13 protein-coding genes and 1 pseudogene are annotated in these 17,704 nt (G+C 62.3%); 10 read left to right on the forward strand and 4 right to left on the reverse strand.

Annotated elements, in window-relative coordinates; genetic code table 11:
* Positions 1-10: 10 nt before the first annotated feature.
* The gene (locus VL202_RS02015) at positions 11-1,279 is read right to left on the reverse strand and encodes a nucleotide sugar dehydrogenase (protein ID WP_325462520.1); all 1,269 of its coding nucleotides are present in this window, start codon (positions 1,277-1,279) and stop codon (positions 11-13) included.
* A 433-nt stretch (positions 1,280-1,712) separates the two neighbouring features.
* Between VL202_RS02015 and VL202_RS02020 the strand changes: the two genes are divergently transcribed.
* The 3 genes from VL202_RS02020 (at position 1,713) to VL202_RS02030 (ending at position 4,955) form a co-directional block, all read left to right on the forward strand.
* Positions 1,713-3,566 carry a tetratricopeptide repeat protein gene (locus tag VL202_RS02020; RefSeq protein ID WP_325462521.1) on the forward strand — a complete coding sequence of 618 codons (1,854 nt, stop codon included), beginning with the start codon at positions 1,713-1,715 and terminating at the stop codon, positions 3,564-3,566.
* Between the two features lie 119 nt (positions 3,567-3,685).
* Positions 3,686-4,432: a DNA repair protein RecO gene (gene recO, locus VL202_RS02025; protein WP_325462522.1), complete on the forward strand. Its 747-nt coding sequence runs from the start codon at positions 3,686-3,688 to the stop codon at positions 4,430-4,432.
* Between the two features lie 13 nt (positions 4,433-4,445).
* The gene (locus VL202_RS02030) at positions 4,446-4,955 is read left to right on the forward strand and encodes a PaaI family thioesterase (RefSeq protein ID WP_325462523.1); all 510 of its coding nucleotides are present in this window, start codon (positions 4,446-4,448) and stop codon (positions 4,953-4,955) included.
* Between the two features lie 61 nt (positions 4,956-5,016).
* Here the strand turns inward: VL202_RS02030 and VL202_RS02035 are convergent.
* Positions 5,017-7,049, reverse strand: a pseudogene (locus VL202_RS02035) (PhoX family protein).
* Between the two features lie 184 nt (positions 7,050-7,233).
* On the opposite strand from VL202_RS02035, the gene VL202_RS02040 reads away from it, so the two are divergent.
* The 7 genes from VL202_RS02040 (at position 7,234) to nadC (ending at position 17,146) form a co-directional block, all read left to right on the forward strand.
* Entirely contained in the window at positions 7,234-10,089 is a 2,856-nt protein-coding gene (locus tag VL202_RS02040; RefSeq protein WP_325462524.1) for a DUF2339 domain-containing protein, read from the forward strand.
* Between the two features lie 34 nt (positions 10,090-10,123).
* On the forward strand, positions 10,124-10,780 hold the full coding sequence (locus VL202_RS02045; protein WP_325462525.1) for an HD domain-containing protein: 657 nt from the start codon (positions 10,124-10,126) through the stop codon (positions 10,778-10,780).
* 81 nt (positions 10,781-10,861) lie between these two features.
* Positions 10,862-11,707 carry an MOSC domain-containing protein gene (locus VL202_RS02050; protein ID WP_325462526.1) on the forward strand — a complete coding sequence of 282 codons (846 nt, stop codon included), beginning with the start codon at positions 10,862-10,864 and terminating at the stop codon, positions 11,705-11,707.
* Between the two features lie 154 nt (positions 11,708-11,861).
* Positions 11,862-13,103, forward strand: a complete 1,242-nt coding sequence (locus tag VL202_RS02055) for an MFS transporter (RefSeq protein WP_325462527.1) — start codon at positions 11,862-11,864, stop codon at positions 13,101-13,103.
* Between the two features lie 170 nt (positions 13,104-13,273).
* Entirely contained in the window at positions 13,274-14,353 is a 1,080-nt protein-coding gene (gene nadA / locus VL202_RS02060) for a quinolinate synthase NadA (RefSeq protein ID WP_325462528.1), read from the forward strand.
* Positions 14,354-14,574: 221 nt separating this feature from the next.
* The gene (locus VL202_RS02065; protein ID WP_325462529.1) at positions 14,575-16,173 is read left to right on the forward strand and encodes an L-aspartate oxidase; all 1,599 of its coding nucleotides are present in this window, start codon (positions 14,575-14,577) and stop codon (positions 16,171-16,173) included.
* Between the two features lie 64 nt (positions 16,174-16,237).
* A complete protein-coding gene (nadC, locus tag VL202_RS02070; protein WP_325462530.1) occupies positions 16,238-17,146 on the forward strand; it encodes a carboxylating nicotinate-nucleotide diphosphorylase in 909 nt (302 codons plus the stop codon).
* A 9-nt stretch (positions 17,147-17,155) separates the two neighbouring features.
* Here the strand turns inward: nadC and VL202_RS02075 are convergent, their stop codons facing one another.
* Complete coding sequence (locus tag VL202_RS02075; RefSeq protein ID WP_325462531.1) at positions 17,156-17,368, reverse strand: DUF6434 domain-containing protein; 213 nt, start codon at positions 17,366-17,368, stop codon at positions 17,156-17,158.
* Between the two features lie 11 nt (positions 17,369-17,379).
* On the reverse strand, positions 17,380-17,610 hold the full coding sequence (locus tag VL202_RS02080; protein WP_325462532.1) for a hypothetical protein: 231 nt from the start codon (positions 17,608-17,610) through the stop codon (positions 17,380-17,382).
* Positions 17,611-17,704: the final 94 nt, after the last annotated feature.

The following is a 17,704-nucleotide window of genomic DNA, read 5'->3' on the forward strand; positions in this document are numbered from 1 at the left end:
GGTCATCGTCTCAGGAAAGGGCGTTCAGATTGACGATATCGCCATTCTTTTCGAGATTGAGCCTCTTGTAGGTGTGGTTGGTCACGATGACCCGGTCGTAAGCGGCTGCCTCGGCCGTTTCCTTCGGTACCAGCAACTGCGACAGCGTCGGGATCTGGGTATAGGCATAACCGAGATTGGCGCCGACCAACTTGGTGGCATTGATCGCCGGATCGAAGATCGACAGCTTGTAGCCCTCGCGCAGGAGGCCGCGGGCAAGATCGATATTCGGACTTTCGCGCAGGTCGTCGGTATCGGCCTTGAAGGCCAGTCCGACCAGCAGAACCGTCGAGCCCGGCGCCAGGTCCTGGGTCACGTGCTGGAAGAGGCGGTACTTATGCGCCTCGTTGGAGCGCAGCAGGGAATCCACCAGATGGGTGTGAGCGCCGCAATCGGCGGCGATATACTGCATGGCGCGGACGTCCTTCGGCAGGCAGGAGCCGCCGAAGGCACCGCCGGGGCGTGTGTAGTAAGGCGAGATGTTGAGCTTCGTGTCGGACACGAAAATCTCGTGCACCTTGCTGGCGCTCAAGCCCAGCTGCAGGCAGACGCGGCCGATCTCGTTGGCATAGGCGACCTTGACCGCATGCCAGGTGTTGTCGACGAATTTGGTGATCTCGGATTCGCCGAGGCGCACGTAGAAAGTCGGCGCGGAAATGTTCTGGTTGAGGATGTCCATGCGCGCGTTCGGCTGGCCATCGACGGTGCCGATGACGATCTTCGGCGGGTCGAAATAGTCCTTGATGGCCGAGGATTCGCGCAGGAATTCCGGATTGTAGACGAGTTCGATGCTGCGCTCGAAGGTGTCGCCGAGTTCGGAGGCGAAGATCGGCGAGATCAGGCCTTCGACCGTGCCCGGACGGATGGTCGAGCGATAGACGACGGTGAGCGGCGATGTGCGGTCGCGGTTGACGGCGGCAGCGATCTGGCGCGTGACTTCGGCGATATAGGACATGTTGTGCGAGCCATCGGGCGCGCTCGGCGTTCCCACGCAGACGATCGCCATGTCGCAATCCTCGATGTGATTCCTGATCTCTGTATGCGCGCTGATCCGCCCTGCTTGGAGGCCTTCGCGCAGCAGCTCATCGACGCCAGGCTCGGTGATCGGTGCAATACCCTGATTGATTTGGTTTACTTTTTTCTCGCTGACATCGAAGCCAATGACATCATGGCCTTCTTTTGCAATGCAGCACATGGCGGTAAAGCCGACATAACCCAGGCCGAAGATTGCTACTTTCATTCAGTTTTTCCCACGTTTGGCAGAGTGTCGTGAGACGATTAAAAAGACATCCGCCCAGAATTAAGAAATTATATTAAAACAAGACATTAAGAGTTTTTGGAAAAATCAGCAGCGCAGTCTCGCGCCCGTTTTCCTGCTTTACGCCGACATTATAATAACAGGAGAGAACTTGAAACCCACCATACAGCGCCCCCGCAATGGTCTTTTTTGGGCTTGATTACACGAAATTGTTTTCACATAATTAAACAAGATTTCATAGAGCCTTTCGCAGTTGCGAGATGATATGGTTAAGGCCAGCGTCTTATTGGTCACGATTTCAGATGAGCAGGTGGCGTGGTGAACGCGTTTTGATGATCACCTAACGTTTATGTTTGAGGGCTCTTTTCCGGGCCAAAATTGATGTTTCTTTTCTCTGGTTTAGGATTTTATTGTCATGTTGAATCATAAAGCGATTTTTCTTGGCTGCGTTTTGGGGGTGACCTCCGTTGCCGTCGGGCCTTTATTCGCCCAGGACGCCACGGGCGTGCCGCAACAGCAAACACTGGAGCAATGGAAGTCGACGATCAAGGCCGGCAAGCCGGGTGAAGAGCTGGATCGTGCCATCGAGGGCGTCGAAGCGATGGCGGACAAAGGTGAGCCGCCCGCCTTGCTCCTCCTTGGAGATATTTACCGCGACGGCAAGATCGTTCCGAAGGACATCGCCAAGGCCGTCGATCTCTATCAGCAGGCGCTGGACAAGGGGCGGATCGATGCCGCCACCAAGCTCGGCGATCTCTATCGCCAGGGCGAGACCCTCGGGCTCGATGCCTCGAAGGCGCTTGGCTACTACGAACAGGCGATCCAGGCCGGCGATCCCGGCGCCAAGGTGGGCATGGCCAATCTCTATGCGGACGGCACGCTGGTGCCTCGCGATATTCCGAAAGCACTGGCTCTCTACGACGAGGTTCTCGCCTCCGGCGGCACCTGGGCGGCATCGTCGCTTGCGGCCCTCTATATGAAGGGCGCCGAACTCGGGCTCGATCCTGCCAAGGCCGTCGGTTACTACGAGCAGGCGGTGCAGGCCGGTGATATCGGCAGCCTGGTGGCGCTTGGGAATATCTATCGTGACGGCAAGATCGTTCCGAGGGACATCACCAGGGCCGTCGATCTCTACCAGCAGGCTCTGGGCAAGGGGCGCACGGAGGCAGCGACGAAGCTCGGCGATCTCTATCGCCAGGGGGCTGCCTTCGGGCTCGATGTGTCGAAGGCGTTCGGTTATCTGGAGCAGGGGGTGAAGGCCGGTGATCCCGGTGCCAAGGTCGGCATGGCCAATCTCTATGCCGATGGCGTTGCCGTTCCCCGCGATATGCCAAAGGCGCTGGCTCTTTATGACGAGGTGCTGTCATCGGGCGCCACCTGGGCAAACGCGTCACTTGCGAACCTGTATATGAAGGGTGCCGAGGTCGGTCTCGATCCGGCCAGGGCCGTCGGCTATTACGAGCAGGCGGCGCAGACCGGGGATGTCGCCAGCCTCGTCGCGCTCGCCAATATCTATCGCGACGGCAAGATCGTTCCGAAGGACATCACCAAGGCCGTCGATCTCTACCAGCAGGCCTATAGCCTCGGCCGTGAGAATGCGCTCGCCAGTGCCGCAAGCGCGCTGATGTCCGGCACGGCTGCCCAGCAGCGGCAGGCGCTTCAGCTTGTTGCGAAAGGTCAGGCTGAAAATGCACCGAACATGTCCTCGGTGCTTGCAAACGCTCTCCTCAACGGTACCGGGGTCGCGAAAAATCCGGGCAAGGCCGTCGCTGTCCTGACGAAGGCAAGCGGCGAGGGGGATGCAAATGCGGCCTCGACCCTCATTCTGCTTTACGCCTCCGGCCGTGGCAAGGATGTCGAAAAGAGCCTGGCTCGCGCCAAGGCAACGCTTACAAGACTGAAGGATCAGTTGCCCGAGGCGCAGCGTGCGAGCGAGGAACTGCTTATCGAGGGCGCTTCCGCCTATTCCGTTGGGAAATATTCGGAAATCCTCGACAAGATCAGAAGCCTGCCTGCGAACGATCGGGCAAATCTCACCAGCCGGCTGGCGAGCGCAAATCCGAACGTCTATGTTTATATCGTTCAGAGTGAACTCCAGAATATCGGGGTGTACACCGGCAAGCTCAACGGTGTTTTGACCGCCGGCACGATCAGGGCGTTCAACCAGTTCTGTACCCAGCGAAATGCCGCTGATGTCTGCAGGACCGGCCCCCTCAGCTGGCCATCACGCTCCGTCTTTGCCAGCTTCCTGCGCGAAGCGAAATCATAGGCTGGATCGACAGTGGCAAGCGCCGGCGGTCCATTGGACGATCGCCGGCAAGCTATGCCGTGATCCCGGTGTTGTTCGCCACCGTTGTCTTCCCTCGCCGGCAGGGATAGAACGCGTGCATGCAGTGGAGTGATCAGGCCATCATCATCGGTGTCAGGCGGCATGGCGAGACGTCGGTCGTCGTCGAAGTCATGACGCGTGATCACGGGCGTCATCTGGGGCTGGTGCGGGGCGGGCGATCGCGGGCGATGCAGCCGGTACTGCAGCCGGGAAACGAGGTCGAGGTCACCTGGCGGGCGCGGCTCGACGAACATCTCGGCGAGTTCAAGCTGGAGCCGGTCAAACTCCGCGCGGCGCGGCTGATGGAGGCCGCGACCTCGGTCTATGGCGTCCAGGCCATGGGCGCGCTGCTGCGGCTTTTGCCGGAGCGCGATCCGCATCCGCACCTCTACGAAACGCTGGGCATCATCCTCGAACATCTGGACGACCCCAGGGATGCCGGCGAACTGTTCGTGCGCTTTGAAATCGCAGTGCTCAACGATCTCGGCTTCGGGCTGGATCTGGCGGAATGCGCGGCGACCGGCGCGCGCGACGACCTCGTCTATGTCTCGCCGAAATCCGGCCGGGCGGTGAGCCGCGAGGCTGGCGCGCCCTATGCCGACAAGATGCTGGCTTTGCCGGGTTTCCTGGCGCAGGGCGGTGCTGCGGATCATGACAGCCTTCAGGCCGCCTTCCGCATGACCGCCTTCTTCCTTCACCGCCATGTCTACGAACCGCGCGGCATCGACCTGTCCGCCGCCCGTGACGGCTTCGTCCAGGCGGCGCTGAAGGCGCTGAAATCTCGCCAGACGACAGCCTCGCTCTAAGGAAAGCCCCCGCATGACTGTTGAAATCTACCCCGGAAATACCGTCTCCGGCATCGGTACGGTGCCGCTGGATGCCGTTGCCCGCGATGGCGGGCTGAAGGCGATGCTCGATCTGCTCGCCGGCATTCACCCCGCTCCGCCCATGGCCAAGACATTGAAATTCGGCCTGAGCGAGGTCGAGGAGGGCCGAGTCCTGTTCAAGGGCCTTCCATCGGCCGAACACCTCAATCCGCTCGGCACGGTGCATGGCGGCTGGACGGCGACGATCATGGATTCGGCGCTTGGCTGCGCCGTGATGACGACGCTGAAACCGGGCGAGGCCTATACGACCGTCGAGTTCAAGGTCAATCTGGTCCGCCCGCTGCTGCCCGGCATGGGTGAGGTTTTTTGCGAAGGGCGGGTCGTGCATCGCGGCCGCACGCTGGCAACCTCGGAAGCCTTCCTGAAGGATGGCAATGGCAAACTGCTGGCGCACGGCACGGAGACCTGCGCGATCTTCCCGATCGAAAACCTGATGCGGTGACCATCAACGATTCGACGGATGACGTCGCCGGAGCAGCGTCATCCGTCCATGGATCAGTCCGTCAGCCGATGCGGCCGCCGCCCTGTTTAATGATGGCGACGACGGCGGGGCGGACCGGCATGTCTTCCTTGAAGTCCGGCCAGCGCGTTGCCGGGGCCTCGTAGGTGGCAAGACCCGCGTCACCCGGATGCTGGACGGCGACGAAGAACGTGTCGGAGGCCGGGTTGAAGCTCGGGCCGCACATTTCGGCGCCGACCGGCACGCGGAAGAACAGTTTCGAGGTGCCGCGGGCGGCGCCCTCGGTATCGACCGCCCAGATGCCGTCGGTGCGTCCGGTATCCTTCTCGTTGTTGCCGTCGGTTGACACCCAGAGGCGGCCGTCGGCATCAATGGCGCAGTTGTCCGGCATGCCGAACCAGCCGTTCTTCGTCGTCGCGGTGGAGAAGGAGGCGCCGACTTCAGCGACGGACGGATCTCCGCACTTCAGGAGAACGTCCCACTTCGATTTCGTCGAGGCGTAGTCGCCGTCTGTTTCGGTGATCTCGATGATATGGCCGAAGGCATTGTCTGCGCGCGGATTGGCGGCGTCGAGCTGGTCGTCCTTGCGCTTGGTATTGTTGGTCAGCATCACATAGACCTTGCCGGTCTTCGGGTTCGGCTGGATGTCTTCCGGCCGGTCCATCTTGGTGGCGCCAGCGCATCGGCGGCAAGACGCGTCTCGATTAGCACGTCCGCCTGCGAGGCAAAGCCGTTGGCCGCCGTCAGCGGGCCTTCGCCGTGGATGAGCGGCAGCCATTCGACCGTGCCGTCCGCCAGGAACTTGGCGACATAAAGCGTGCCCTCGTCGAGGATGTCCATGTTGGCGGCCCGGTCGTCCGGGTTGAAGGTGGCCTTGGTCACGAACTTGTAGACATAGTCGAAGCGCTCGTCGTCGCCTGTATAGAGCACGATGCGGCCATCCTTGTTGACGATCGATTCACAGCCTTCATGCTTGAAGCGGCCGACGGCTGTGCGCTTCTTCGGCACCGAGGTCGGATCCATGACATCGACCTCGACGATCCAGCCGAAACGGTTCGGCTCGGTCGGCTCCTTGGAAACGTTGAAGCGGTCGTAGAAGGCCGACCATTCATATTGGCCGCCCGGCGCGCCCAGGCGCTTCAGCTGCCTGAACTCCGGGTGATCCTCGGCGATCACGCCGCCGAAATAGCCGTTGAAGTTCTCTTCCGCCATCAGATAGGTGCCCCAGGCGGTAACGCCGCCGGCACAGTTGTTGATGGTGCCGAAAACCTTGCGGCCGCTCGGGTCGGATGGCGTCTGCACGCGCGCATGGCCGGCAACGGGACCGGAGAGCTGCATCTCGGTCGTGGCGGTCAGGCGGCGATTGTACTTGCCGTCGAGCACCGGCTGCCACTTGCCGTCCACCTTGCGGATCTCGATGACGGTGCCGCCATGGGCGGCCATTTCGATATCGACGAGGTCCTTGGTGTATTCCCCGAGCTTGATCTTTTCTTCCTCGACTTCCTTGCCGTCCTTCAGGACCGGCTTGCCATCCTTCATCACCTTTTCCTTCACGACGGACGCGAATTTCGGAAACATGATTTCGGCATTGGTATATTCGTGATTGACCACCAGCAGGCCGTGGTCCGGGCTGCCTTCCAGCGGGATGAAGCCGATATAGTCGTTGTTGTAGCCGAACAGCTTTTCCTGGGCGGCGGCCGTCTGTTTCAGCGGGTCGAAGTCCGGGCTGTCGGCAAACAGCTTGTCGCCCCAGCGCAGCAGGATATCGGCGTCATAGCCTTCCGCGACGTGATGGGTCTGGTCGACGCCCGCCTCGACTTCCTTGAAATCGAAGCCGGACAGGCTTTCGGCGCGGGCATCCTCGGCCGTCAGGATGGCGAGCGGGCTGACTGTGGTGGAGATGGCGGCAACCGCCAGCGAGCCGGTCATGAAGGCGCGGCGGGAGAAGCGCGTGTTGATGATGTCGCCCATGGTCGGGTTGGTGGAACAGTTCTGGCCGATATCCTCGAGTTCCTCGCGACGGTCGGTCAGCGTCTTGATCTCCGGGGCGGCATCGGTGTGGGAAAGATGATCCATGGTCTAACCTCCTTTTGGTCCGGATGCAGCGCAAGGCCGCGTCGCAGCATCCATACCTGCCGCATAACGACAGTTTCGCGACAATTCGATGAAGAGATTGCTGTGCTGAACCGTCTTGCGATTTGGCGCGTCCCTGAAAAGCTGTATGGTCGGCGGGGGCATTGTTCGGCGTTGTGGAGACGACATGATGGAAGTCATTGCTTTGGCGGCGTTTGCAATCGCGCTGTCGGCATTCGTCAAGGGGCGCAACACCGCAGCACGGCTGGAATTCGAAATCGCCGCGCTGAGGGAAGCGCTGGCGCGTGTCGAGGCTCAACGCCCCGTTGCTTCGCCTGATGTCCAGACATCGGAGCAGGGCGCGGCCGTGGAGGCGACAGAGGCGGCGACGGCGGTGAGCATGCCTGCCGAAGCGGAACCGCTTTCGGAGATCGGCAAGGGCGATGCGATTTTTGGTGGCGCGCCGCCGAGCCAGGAGGCCGTCGAAAAAGCCTCGCGCGGCGAACCGGTGGCCGCAAGCGTTGCTGCTGGTGTGGCGACCGGTGCTGTCGCGCAGCCGCAGCGGGAGAGCCTCGAAAGCCGTCTTGGCGCGCGTTGGGCCGTCTGGGTCGGCGGTATCGCGCTGGCGCTCGGCGGCGTCTTCATGGTGAAATATTCGATCGATGCCGGGCTGCTGAGCCCTGCCGTGCGCCTGTCGATGGCGGCGGTTTTCGGTCTGGTGCTGATCGGCGTCGGCGAGTTTGTCCGTCGCCGCGCCACGCCCTTGATCACTGACGAATTCCAGAACGCGATGATCCCCGGCATTCTGACGGCCGCGGGCGTGATGACGCTGTTCGGCGTGTGTTTCGCGGCCCATGGCGTCTATGACTTCATCGGCCCGGCGACAGCCTTCGGGCTGCTGGCGCTGATCTCGCTGGCGACGGTTGGGCTCTCGCTCCTGCATGGCCAGGCGCTCGCCGGCCTCGGCCTGCTTGCCTCGCTTCTGACCCCGGCGCTGGTCTCGTCGGAAAGCCCCAGCCCCTGGAGCCTGTTCAGTTTCCTCGGTATTGCCTGGATCGCGACGCTCGTGGCGTCCCGTATCCGGCGTTGGTCGGTCGTGCCGTCGATGGCCAATATCGGCCTTTGCCTCTGGGCGCTCGCCTATATCGCATCGGTGCGTCCGGTCGAAAACCTGCCAGTGACGCTGGTCATGCTGCTGATGGTGGCGGGCGTCTGCTTCGTCTGGCCCGGTCCTCTTGCGCCAGTCGAACCTCAGCCGGATGTGGAGGCGCCTGCCGTCGATCAACCGGTGCCCGCCGTGCCATCGGCCTGGGAGCGGGTCATGGTGCCTCCCTTTGCCGCGATCAGCATCACCGCCGCCATCGCGCTCCTGCTCACCGCGCTTGCGCTGATCAGCCCGCTGGCATCGGCCGGCGGTTATCCCGTCGTCGAGTTCTGCGTTCTCGTCGCGGCGCTGGCGGCGCTTGGCGCGCTGCGCAGCTACGCCGTCTATCCCGCCTTGCTGGCCAGTGTCGCGGCGGTTGCCGGCCTCTGGAGCATGATGGCGCTGAGCGGTGTCCTGACCTTCATCGATCCGGCCATTCCGGGCCATATCGCAGTGCTTGCGGTGCCGGAAAAGACGGCGATGCTGGCCGGTATGGGGCTTTCCATCGCCTTCCTTCTGCTCGGTACGCTGGCGCAGTCCCTGCATCTTCGGGACCATCCGCCCTTCGCGGTCATCTGGGCGGCGATCATGGCCGTGGTGCCGGCGGCGCTGACGGGCATGTCCTTCCTGACGGTCGGTGATCTCACATCCGACCTGCCGCATGGGCTGTTTTCGTTCGTTGCCGGTGTTGTCCTTCTCGGCCTTGCCGAATGGCTGTCGCGTCGGGATGTGGAGCCGGAGCATATCCATCGGCCGCAGGCATTCCTCCTCGTCGGTTCTCTCGCTCTCTTTGTCATCGCGGTGCATGCACTGACAGAAGGCGTCGCGACCACCACCCTGATCGCGTTTCTCGGGGCTTCCTATGTCGCGGCGACGCGGCTGCGCTCCTGGCCGGCACTGCCTTGGATGATGGTGGGATCCGCCATCGTGGTGCTGGCGCGCATCGCCTGGGAGCCAACGATCGTCGGGGCGCAGAACCTGTCGACGACGCCGGTCTTCAACGGGCTGCTCGCTGGTTACGGCATTCCGGCGGTATTGCTGGCGCTTGCGGCAGTCGAACTGCGCAACTGGCCAGGCTTGAGGGTACGCAATCTCTTGCAGGCGCTGGCCAGCCTTTTCCTGCTCCTGACCGTAGCCATCCTCGTGCGCCATGCGATGAACGGCGGTGTGCTCGACAGCGCGGTGCCGACGCTCGGCGAGCAGTCGATCTACACCCTGGTCGCGATCGGCGGGTCCTGCATCATGATGACGCTGGATCGCAAGTCGCCGAGCCCGGTTTTCCGCTATGGCAGCATGGCCATCGGCGTTCTCTCGATGCTCTCCATCCTCGGCGCGCATCTCCTTGGGCTCAACCCCTATTTCAGCGGCGAACTGCTGGGCTCGATCCCGTTCTTCGATCTGTTGCTGATCGGCTATCTGCTGCCGGGCCTCGGTTATGCCGGCCTGTCCTGGTATGCGCGCGGCAAGCGGCCGGTGCCCTATGTCACGGCGCTCGCGGTCACAGGCGCCGTTCTTGCCTTTGCCTGGGCAACGCTGTCGGTGCGGCGGTTCTGGCAGGGCGAAAGCATCGCGGACTGGAAAGGTTTCCTGCAGGGCGAGACCTACACCTATTCGGTCGTCTGGTTGCTGCTCGGAGTGTTGCTTCTGGTCGCCGGATCACGTTTCAACGCCAAGAGCCTTCGCATCACCTCGGCGGTTCTCGTCTTCGTCGCGGTGCTGAAGGTTTTCCTGATCGACATGGCCAATCTCGAAGGCTTCCTGCGGGCTTTGTCCTTCATCGGTCTCGGCGGCGTCTTGATCGGCATCGGGCTGTTCTACCAGAAGATCCTGTCCGGCAAGACGGCCTCGCCGGTGGAACCAGTGGTGGACATCGCGGCGGAACCCGGCCAAACAGGCTGACAATTTCGATTCCACCGTTTCACCGGAATTTCGCATGAGCCACATTGCCACGCTTGCCGCCGCTTTTGCCCCGTATGAGGCCTTGGCCGAACAATTGCTGCCGCATGCGTTTTCCGGCAATGACGGCTCGCACGATGCCGCCCATCTGATTCGGGTGTGGAAGAATGCCGTCCGCATCCATGGCTCCGAAGGTGGCGACCTGCGGTTGCTGGCGGCCGCCGTGCTGCTGCATGATTGCGTCGCGGTCGAGAAGAATTCGCCGCATCGGGCAGGGGCCTCGCGGCTGGCGGCCGAGCGCGCCTTCGAATTGCTCGATGCGCTGGGCTGGCGGACCATGGAGATCACTGCCGTCGCCCATGCCATCGTCACCCACAGTTTTTCCGCCAATATCCAGCCGGAAAGCCTGGAGGCGAAAATCCTGCAGGACGCCGACCGGCTGGATGCGATCGGCATGATCGGCGCGGCCCGCTGCTTCTACATCGCCGGGCGCTTGGGAAGCGGTCTCTACGACCCGCTCGACCCGCTGGCGGAAAACCGGCCGCTTGACGACAAGGCCTATGCCATCGACCATTTCGAGACGAAGCTGTTCAAGCTGACAGACGGTTTCCAGACGGCGGCAGGCCGGGCGCTCGCCCGCCAGCGGCAGGAAAGGCTGCGCGCCGTGCTGGGCATGATGCTTGAGGAAATATAAGAAAGACAACGTCTTGCCGGAATCCGCGGAATCAATCCGCGATGATCTTGAATCACAATCTGAACGCCTGGGAGTGACGACATGAAAGTGATCGGTCTCAACATTCATCCGCTGAAAAGCGGCCGTGCCATTGCGCAGCAGGCGGTCTCGATCCGGTATGACGGGCTTGTCGGCGATCGCCGTTTCATGATCGTCGAGCCTGACGGGAAATTCATCACCCAGCGCGAATTGCAACTGCTGGCGCAGGTCGAGGCGACGCATGTGGCCGGTGGCGTTCACCTGAAGATGGGGACGAAAACGGCGACGGCAACCTTCGATCCGAATAACCGGCTGGATGTCCGCGTCTGGGATAGCGAAGTCAACGCGGCGGTGGCGGCCGATGGCGTCAACACGATTTTGTCCGGCTGGTTCGATCGCCCGGTCAAGCTTGTGCACATGGACGACAAGGCAAAGCGCGCGGTCGGCGCCGAATGGGCGGGCGAGGCGGCTCCGGTTGGTTTCGCCGACGGCTTTCCGGTGCTGATAACGACGACATCCTCGCTTGCCGATCTCAACGCCACACTGATCGCCAAGGGACAGGAACCGGTCGGCATGGAGCGTTTCCGCACCAACATCCTGATCGACAATGACGATGCGTGGGACGAGGATTTCTGGGAAAGCGTCGAGATCGGCGGTATCGTCTTTGATCTCGTCAAGCCCTGTGCCCGCTGCATCATGACCACGCAGGACCAGGTGACCGGCGAGCGCATCGGCGGCAACCCGATCCAGGGGCTCGCCGAAAAACGCATGTCCGCCGATCGCCGCGTGCCGGGTGTGCTGTTCGGCTGGAATGCGGTGCCGCGTGGCGAGGGAACGATCAGTCTCGGCGATGAAATGCGCGTCGTCGGCACCCGCGAACAGTGCTGGCCGATGAAGATCAGAGCCTGAACCGGGCCGGAATGATATCGATGGAGGCCCGTCGCCGGCGGCCCGGAACGCGATCGGTCATCCATCAATCCCACTGATCCGACCGTCATTTTATTTCGCTTTTTTAGCGTGAAGGCCGGGCGTAAATTGCCGGCTCAATCATCCGGAGTCGTTCATGTCAGCCGTTTCCCAATCCACCCCGCGTGCGTCCGCCGCAAGTCCCGGTCTGCCTTGGCTGATCATCGTCGCCGGATCGCTCATTGCCGTACTGACCTTCGGCCCGCGCTCAGCCATGGGTTTCTTCCAACTGCCTATGCTCGCCGATACCGGCTGGGACCGCACCACGTTCGGCCTCGCCATGGCGTTCCAGAACCTCGCCTGGGGCGTCAGCCAGCCGTTCTTCGGCGCGATTGCGGACAAGTATGGCTCCTGGCGCGTGCTCGCCTTTTCCGGTCTCGTCTATGCCGGCGGCCTGATCATCATGGCCTTTGCCAGCGCGCCGATCTGGCTGCATGTCGGCGGCGGCGTCATGGTCGGCCTCGGTGTCGGTTCCGGCTCTTTCGGCATTCTTCTGTCGGCCTTTGCCCGCAACGTGACGCCGCAGCAGCGCTCGATGGCCTTCGGTATCTGCACGGCGGCCGGGTCCGCCGGCATGTTCCTGTTCGCGCCGCTCAGCCAGGGACTGATCTCGGCTTTCGGCTGGTCGGACAGCCTGATCTACATGAGCGCGCTGATGCTGCTCGTGCCGCTGTTCGCTATCCCGCTGCGCGGCAATGCTTCGTCCGGCACGCAAAAGGAAGCCCTCTACAAGCAGTCGATCGGCGAGGCGCTGAAGGAGGCGCTCGGCCATAAGAGCTATCTGCTGCTGGTCACCGGCTTCTTCGTCTGCGGTTACCAGGTGGCCTTCATCACCGCGCATTTTCCCGCCTATATCGGCGATATCGGCATCGATGCGCGCTATGCCGTGATCGCGCTGGCACTGATCGGCTTCTTCAACGTCATCGGCTCTCTCGCCGCCGGCTTCATCGGTCAGCGTTATTCCAAGCCCTATTTCCTGGCATGGATCTATATCGGCCGCTCGGTCGTCGTCTCCGCCTTCCTGCTCCTGCCACAGTCGCCGACATCAGTGGTTATTTTCGCGGCGGTGATGGGCTTGCTCTGGCTATCGACGGTGCCGCCGACCAACGGCCTCGTCGCCATCATGTTCGGCACGCGCCATCTCGGCCTGCTCGGCGGCATCGTCTTCCTGTCGCACCAGATCGGCTCCTTCCTCGGCGTCTGGATGGGCGGTTATCTGTACGACCATTTCGGCTCCTATGATCCGGTCTGGTGGCTCGGCGTGGTACTCGGCGTTTTTGCAGCCATCGTCCATTGGCCTATCGAGGAAAAAGCGGTGGCAAGGCCTGCCATCGCGTAGCCGTTGTGAAATCTTGCTCTCCCGGAGAAAAACCGGGAGAGCATTCTTGAAAAGCGTCACAAAACTTTCTAAATCACATCCACCGGCACTGCCGGTTTTGTTTTGATCACGTTATGCTCAAGTTGAGCAAAATAGATCGACCGCCGGGGGACGGCGAGAGGAGTATGCAGATGACGATCGCACAAAGCGGTGTGAACATTGGCAATTCCGGCACGGTAAAGACCGCTGCCGAACGCTTCGGTATCCTGGAGCGGCCGGACCTCACCTTCACGCCCGAAATCGCCCGCGAGACCGAGCATCTCTACGAGCGCGTCAAACAGTTCATCCCCGCCTTTGAATGGCCGGTCTATGCGCCCTATGTGGCCGCCATCAACCGGCTGAAGAAGGAGCGCGGTGCCGTCATCCTGGCGCACAATTACCAGACGCCCGATGTCTTCCATTGCGTTGCCGACATCGTCGGGGACAGCCTGCAGCTCGCCCGCGACGCCACCAAGGTCGATGCCGAGATCATCATCCAGTGCGGCGTGCACTTCATGGCGGAGACATCCAAGCTGCTGAACCCGGAAAAGACGGTGCTGATCCCGGATGGCAAGGCGGGCTGCTCGCTGTCGGAATCGATCACGGGCGCCGATGTTCGCCTGTTGAAGCAGCGCTATCCGGGCGTGCCGGTCGTCACCTATGTCAACACCTCGGCCGACGTAAAGGCGGAGACAGATATCTGCTGCACCTCGTCCAACGTTCTCGCCGTGATCGAAAGCCTGGAGAGCGATACCGTCCTGTGCATTCCCGATGAATATCTGGCGATGAACGTCGCCAAGCAGACGAACAAGAAGATACTCACCTGGAAGGGCCATTGCGAAGTGCATGAGCGCTTCACGGCGGCCGAGCTCCTGGCTTACAAGGAAGCCGATCCGTCGATCGAGATCATCGGCCATCCGGAATGCCATCCGGACGTCATCGCTGTCTGCGACTTCGCCGGATCGACCGCCGGCATGATCAACTATGTCAAGGACAAGCGTCCGCCGCGCGTCCTGCTCGTCACCGAATGCTCGATGGCGTCCAATATCCAGGCGGAAGTGAAGGGTGTCGATTTCATCAAGCCGTGCAACCTCTGTCCGCACATGAAACGCATCACGCTGCCGAAGATCCTCGACAGCCTGCTGTTCATGACGGAGGAAGTCCTGGTCGATCCGGCAATCGCCGGCCGGGCAAGACTGGCCGTCGAGCGGATGGTGAATTTGAAGCAGTAAGTTGGCTCCGCCGGGAGGGGCGAAATGCGAAACTATTCGGACGGAACATGTGGAGGCGGGAGGCTTCGGTTTGTGATCTCCCCCGTTGAGGGGAGATGCCCGACAGGGCAGAGAGGGGTGTTCCTGGCACCGCCCTCGCACGTGGAACCCCCCTCTGTCACTTCGTGACATCTCCCCCTCAAAGGGGGGAGATCCGTCCGAATCCTTGGGAGCCAGAATCAATGCTGACCGATCATTTCCGCCCACAGAGCTTCAACGGCATCGATGACATCGTCATCGTCGGCGGTGGCCTTGCCGGGCTTTTCTGCGCGCTGAAACTCAGCCCGCGCCCCGTCACCGTGCTGGCCGCTGCTCCGATCGGCCATGGCGCCTCGTCGGCCTGGGCGCAGGGCGGCATCGCCGCTGCGATGGGGTTGGGCGATACGATCGACAAGCATGTCGCCGATACGCTGGTTGCCGGTGCCGGCATCGTCGACGAGAAGATGGCGCGGATGATGGTCGCCGAAGGGCCGGCGCGCATCCACGACCTTCTGGACTACGGCGTCCCGTTCGACCGCGATCTCGAGGGCAAGCTGCTGCTGTCGCGCGAAGCCGCCCATTCCGAGCGCCGCATCGTCCGCGTCAAGGGCGACATGGCCGGCAAGGCGATCATGGAAGCGCTGATCGCGGCGGTGCGCAACACGCCGTCCATCCGCGTTCTGGAAGGCTATGTCGTTGAGGAACTGGTGCGCGAAGGCCGCTTCATTTCCGGCGTCATCGCCCGACCGGATGCCGGACAGTCGAAGAAGCGTGTCGCCTTTCCGGCGCGTGCCGTGGTGCTCTGCTCCGGCGGCGTTGGCCATCTCTTTTCCGTCACCACCAATCCGACCGAAGCCTGCGGCCAAGGCGTCGGCATGGCTGCGCGGGCCGGCGCGATCATCGCCGATCCGGAGTTCATCCAGTTCCACCCGACGGCGATCAATATCGGCCGCGATCCGGCGCCGCTGGCAACCGAAGCCCTGCGTGGCGACGGGGCGCAGCTGATCAACTCCGCCGGTCACCGCTTCATGCTCGATATCCACCCCGACGCGGAACTCGCACCGCGCGACATCGTTTCGCGCGGCGTCTTCGCCGAGGTCAAGGCTGGCCGTGGCGCGTTTCTCGACTGCACAAAGACGGTCGGCGCGCATTTCCCCGAAGCCTTCCCGACGGTCTACGCCTCCTGCCTGTCGGCCGGCATCGACCCGGTCACACAGCCGATCCCGGTCGTTCCGGCGGTCCATTATCACATGGGCGGTGTGCTGACGGATGCGGAAGGCCGCACCTCGATCGACGGGCTCTGGGCGGCCGGCGAGGTCACCTCGACAGGCGTCCATGGCGCCAACCGGCTGGCCTCCAACTCGCTTCTCGAAGCCGTCGTCTTTGCCGCGCGCATCGCCGAAAACATCAAGGGCATGCTGCCGGAGCCGAAGATCACCGACTGGGGCAACAATGCCGGCGAGAACGACGATCCGGTGACGCTTGAGGACAGCCCGCCGCTGACGGCGCTGCGCCATGTCATGAGCGACCATGTCGGCGTCATCCGCTCCCGTGACACGCTGACCCGCGCCATCCGGGCGATCGCCAATCTCGAGCGCCAGAACACAAGGCTTCGATTCAGCAATATCGTCACGACGGCCAAGCTGATCGCGACCGGTGCCTATCTGCGCACCGAAAGCCGCGGCGGCCACTTTCGCTCGGATTGCCCCGAGCCGATGACGGAATGGAGGCGCCGGACCTTCCTGACCCTTGCCGGGGCCGACAAGGTCGTGGCCGAGGTCAGTGAGATGGAAAGCGCCTGACGGTTCTCTTCTCCCCGCTGGGGAAAAGAGGCGCCTCAACTGTTGAAACCGAAAGAACCCTGCAATGACGCCCACCGCTCTCCGCCCCCAACTGCCTGCGCTCATGGTCGAGGATCAGGTCCGCGCAGCACTTCTGGAAGATCTCGGCCGGGCAGGCGACATCACCACCTATGCGACGATCGCGCCGGGAATGATGGCCACGGCAGACATGAACGCTCGTGAAAACGGTGTCGTGGCCGGCATGGAACTGGCGCGCACAGCGTTTCGGTTGATCGACCCGGCCATCCGCTTCGAGGCTTTCGTCGCGGATGGCGACAGCGTGGCGCCTGGAATGGCACTTGCCCGCATTTCGGGCCCAGCGCGCGGGCTGCTGTCGGCCGAGCGCGTGGCGCTCAATTTCCTCATGCATCTCTGCGGTATTGCCAGCTACACCGCCAGATTCGCTGCGGAAATCGCCCATACGCGCGCAAAAGTCTGCTGCACGCGAAAGACCGTTCCGGGTCTCAGGGCGCTGGAAAAATACGCGGTTCGCATGGGTGGCGGCTCCAATCACCGGTTTGGGCTGGATGACGCCGTGCTGATCAAGGACAACCACATCGCCGTCTCCGGCGGCGTTGCAAACGCCGTTCATGCCGCGCGCGCCTATTGCGGTCATCTGGTCAAGATCGAGGTCGAGGTGGATGGGCTGGAGCAGATGCGCCAGGCGCTGACCGCAAGCCCCGACGTGATCCTGCTCGACAATATGGGGCCGGACCTTTTGCGCGAGGCGGTCGCGATCAATGCGACCCACTGGCAGCTCTCCACCGACGCCTATGCCACGGATCCGCGCCGGACCCGGCTCGAAGCCTCCGGCAATGTCAATTTCCAGACCATCCGCGCAATCGCCGAAACCGGCGTCGACTATATCTCGACCTCGAAGATCACCATGGCCGCGCCGACGCTGGATATCGGGCTGGATGTGGTGATCGGCTGAGGCAACGATCTATTTCGGCTGTCGCCGTTTCCATTCATCGGCGACGTCGCCCATCGTCTTGCTCTCGCCGTCCTCGATCCAGGCCATGAAAGCCCGGTCAAACTTGAAACCATCGCCGCATTGCGCAGTGAGGAAGCGGCGGACGTTCTGGGTGCTGCGATAGGTCCTGGTCACCGCCGTGTCGCGATCGATCGGATCGGCATGCCAGTCGAATGCGATCATTGTCTCACTCCCTATCGCTGCAGGACGAACGGGCAGACCGAGCGTTCACCGATTGTCAGCGTGCGGCCGCAATCGTATCGGCACGTCTTGAATTGTCCACCAATGTCCTCGCCGTTGAGATTGCAGATTTCGACGATCGGCGGGTTCGATCCCGTGTTGTGGTCAAAATAATCCGGGACCGCCGGCTTGTCTTCCGGGGACATCAGCAACGTGCCGGCAAGCAGGAAGGCGATTGTCTGCATGGAGCCTCCGCGTCGTTGATGTGAATTGCTTCACGGGAACCTTTACCAACGTGGTGCTGTTGGCGCAAATAGGCGGCGTTTCGGCGGGGGTGGT

The sequence above is a fragment of the Pararhizobium sp. genome, assembly GCF_035497515.1.
Taxonomy (GTDB): Bacteria; Pseudomonadota; Alphaproteobacteria; order Rhizobiales; family Rhizobiaceae; genus Pararhizobium.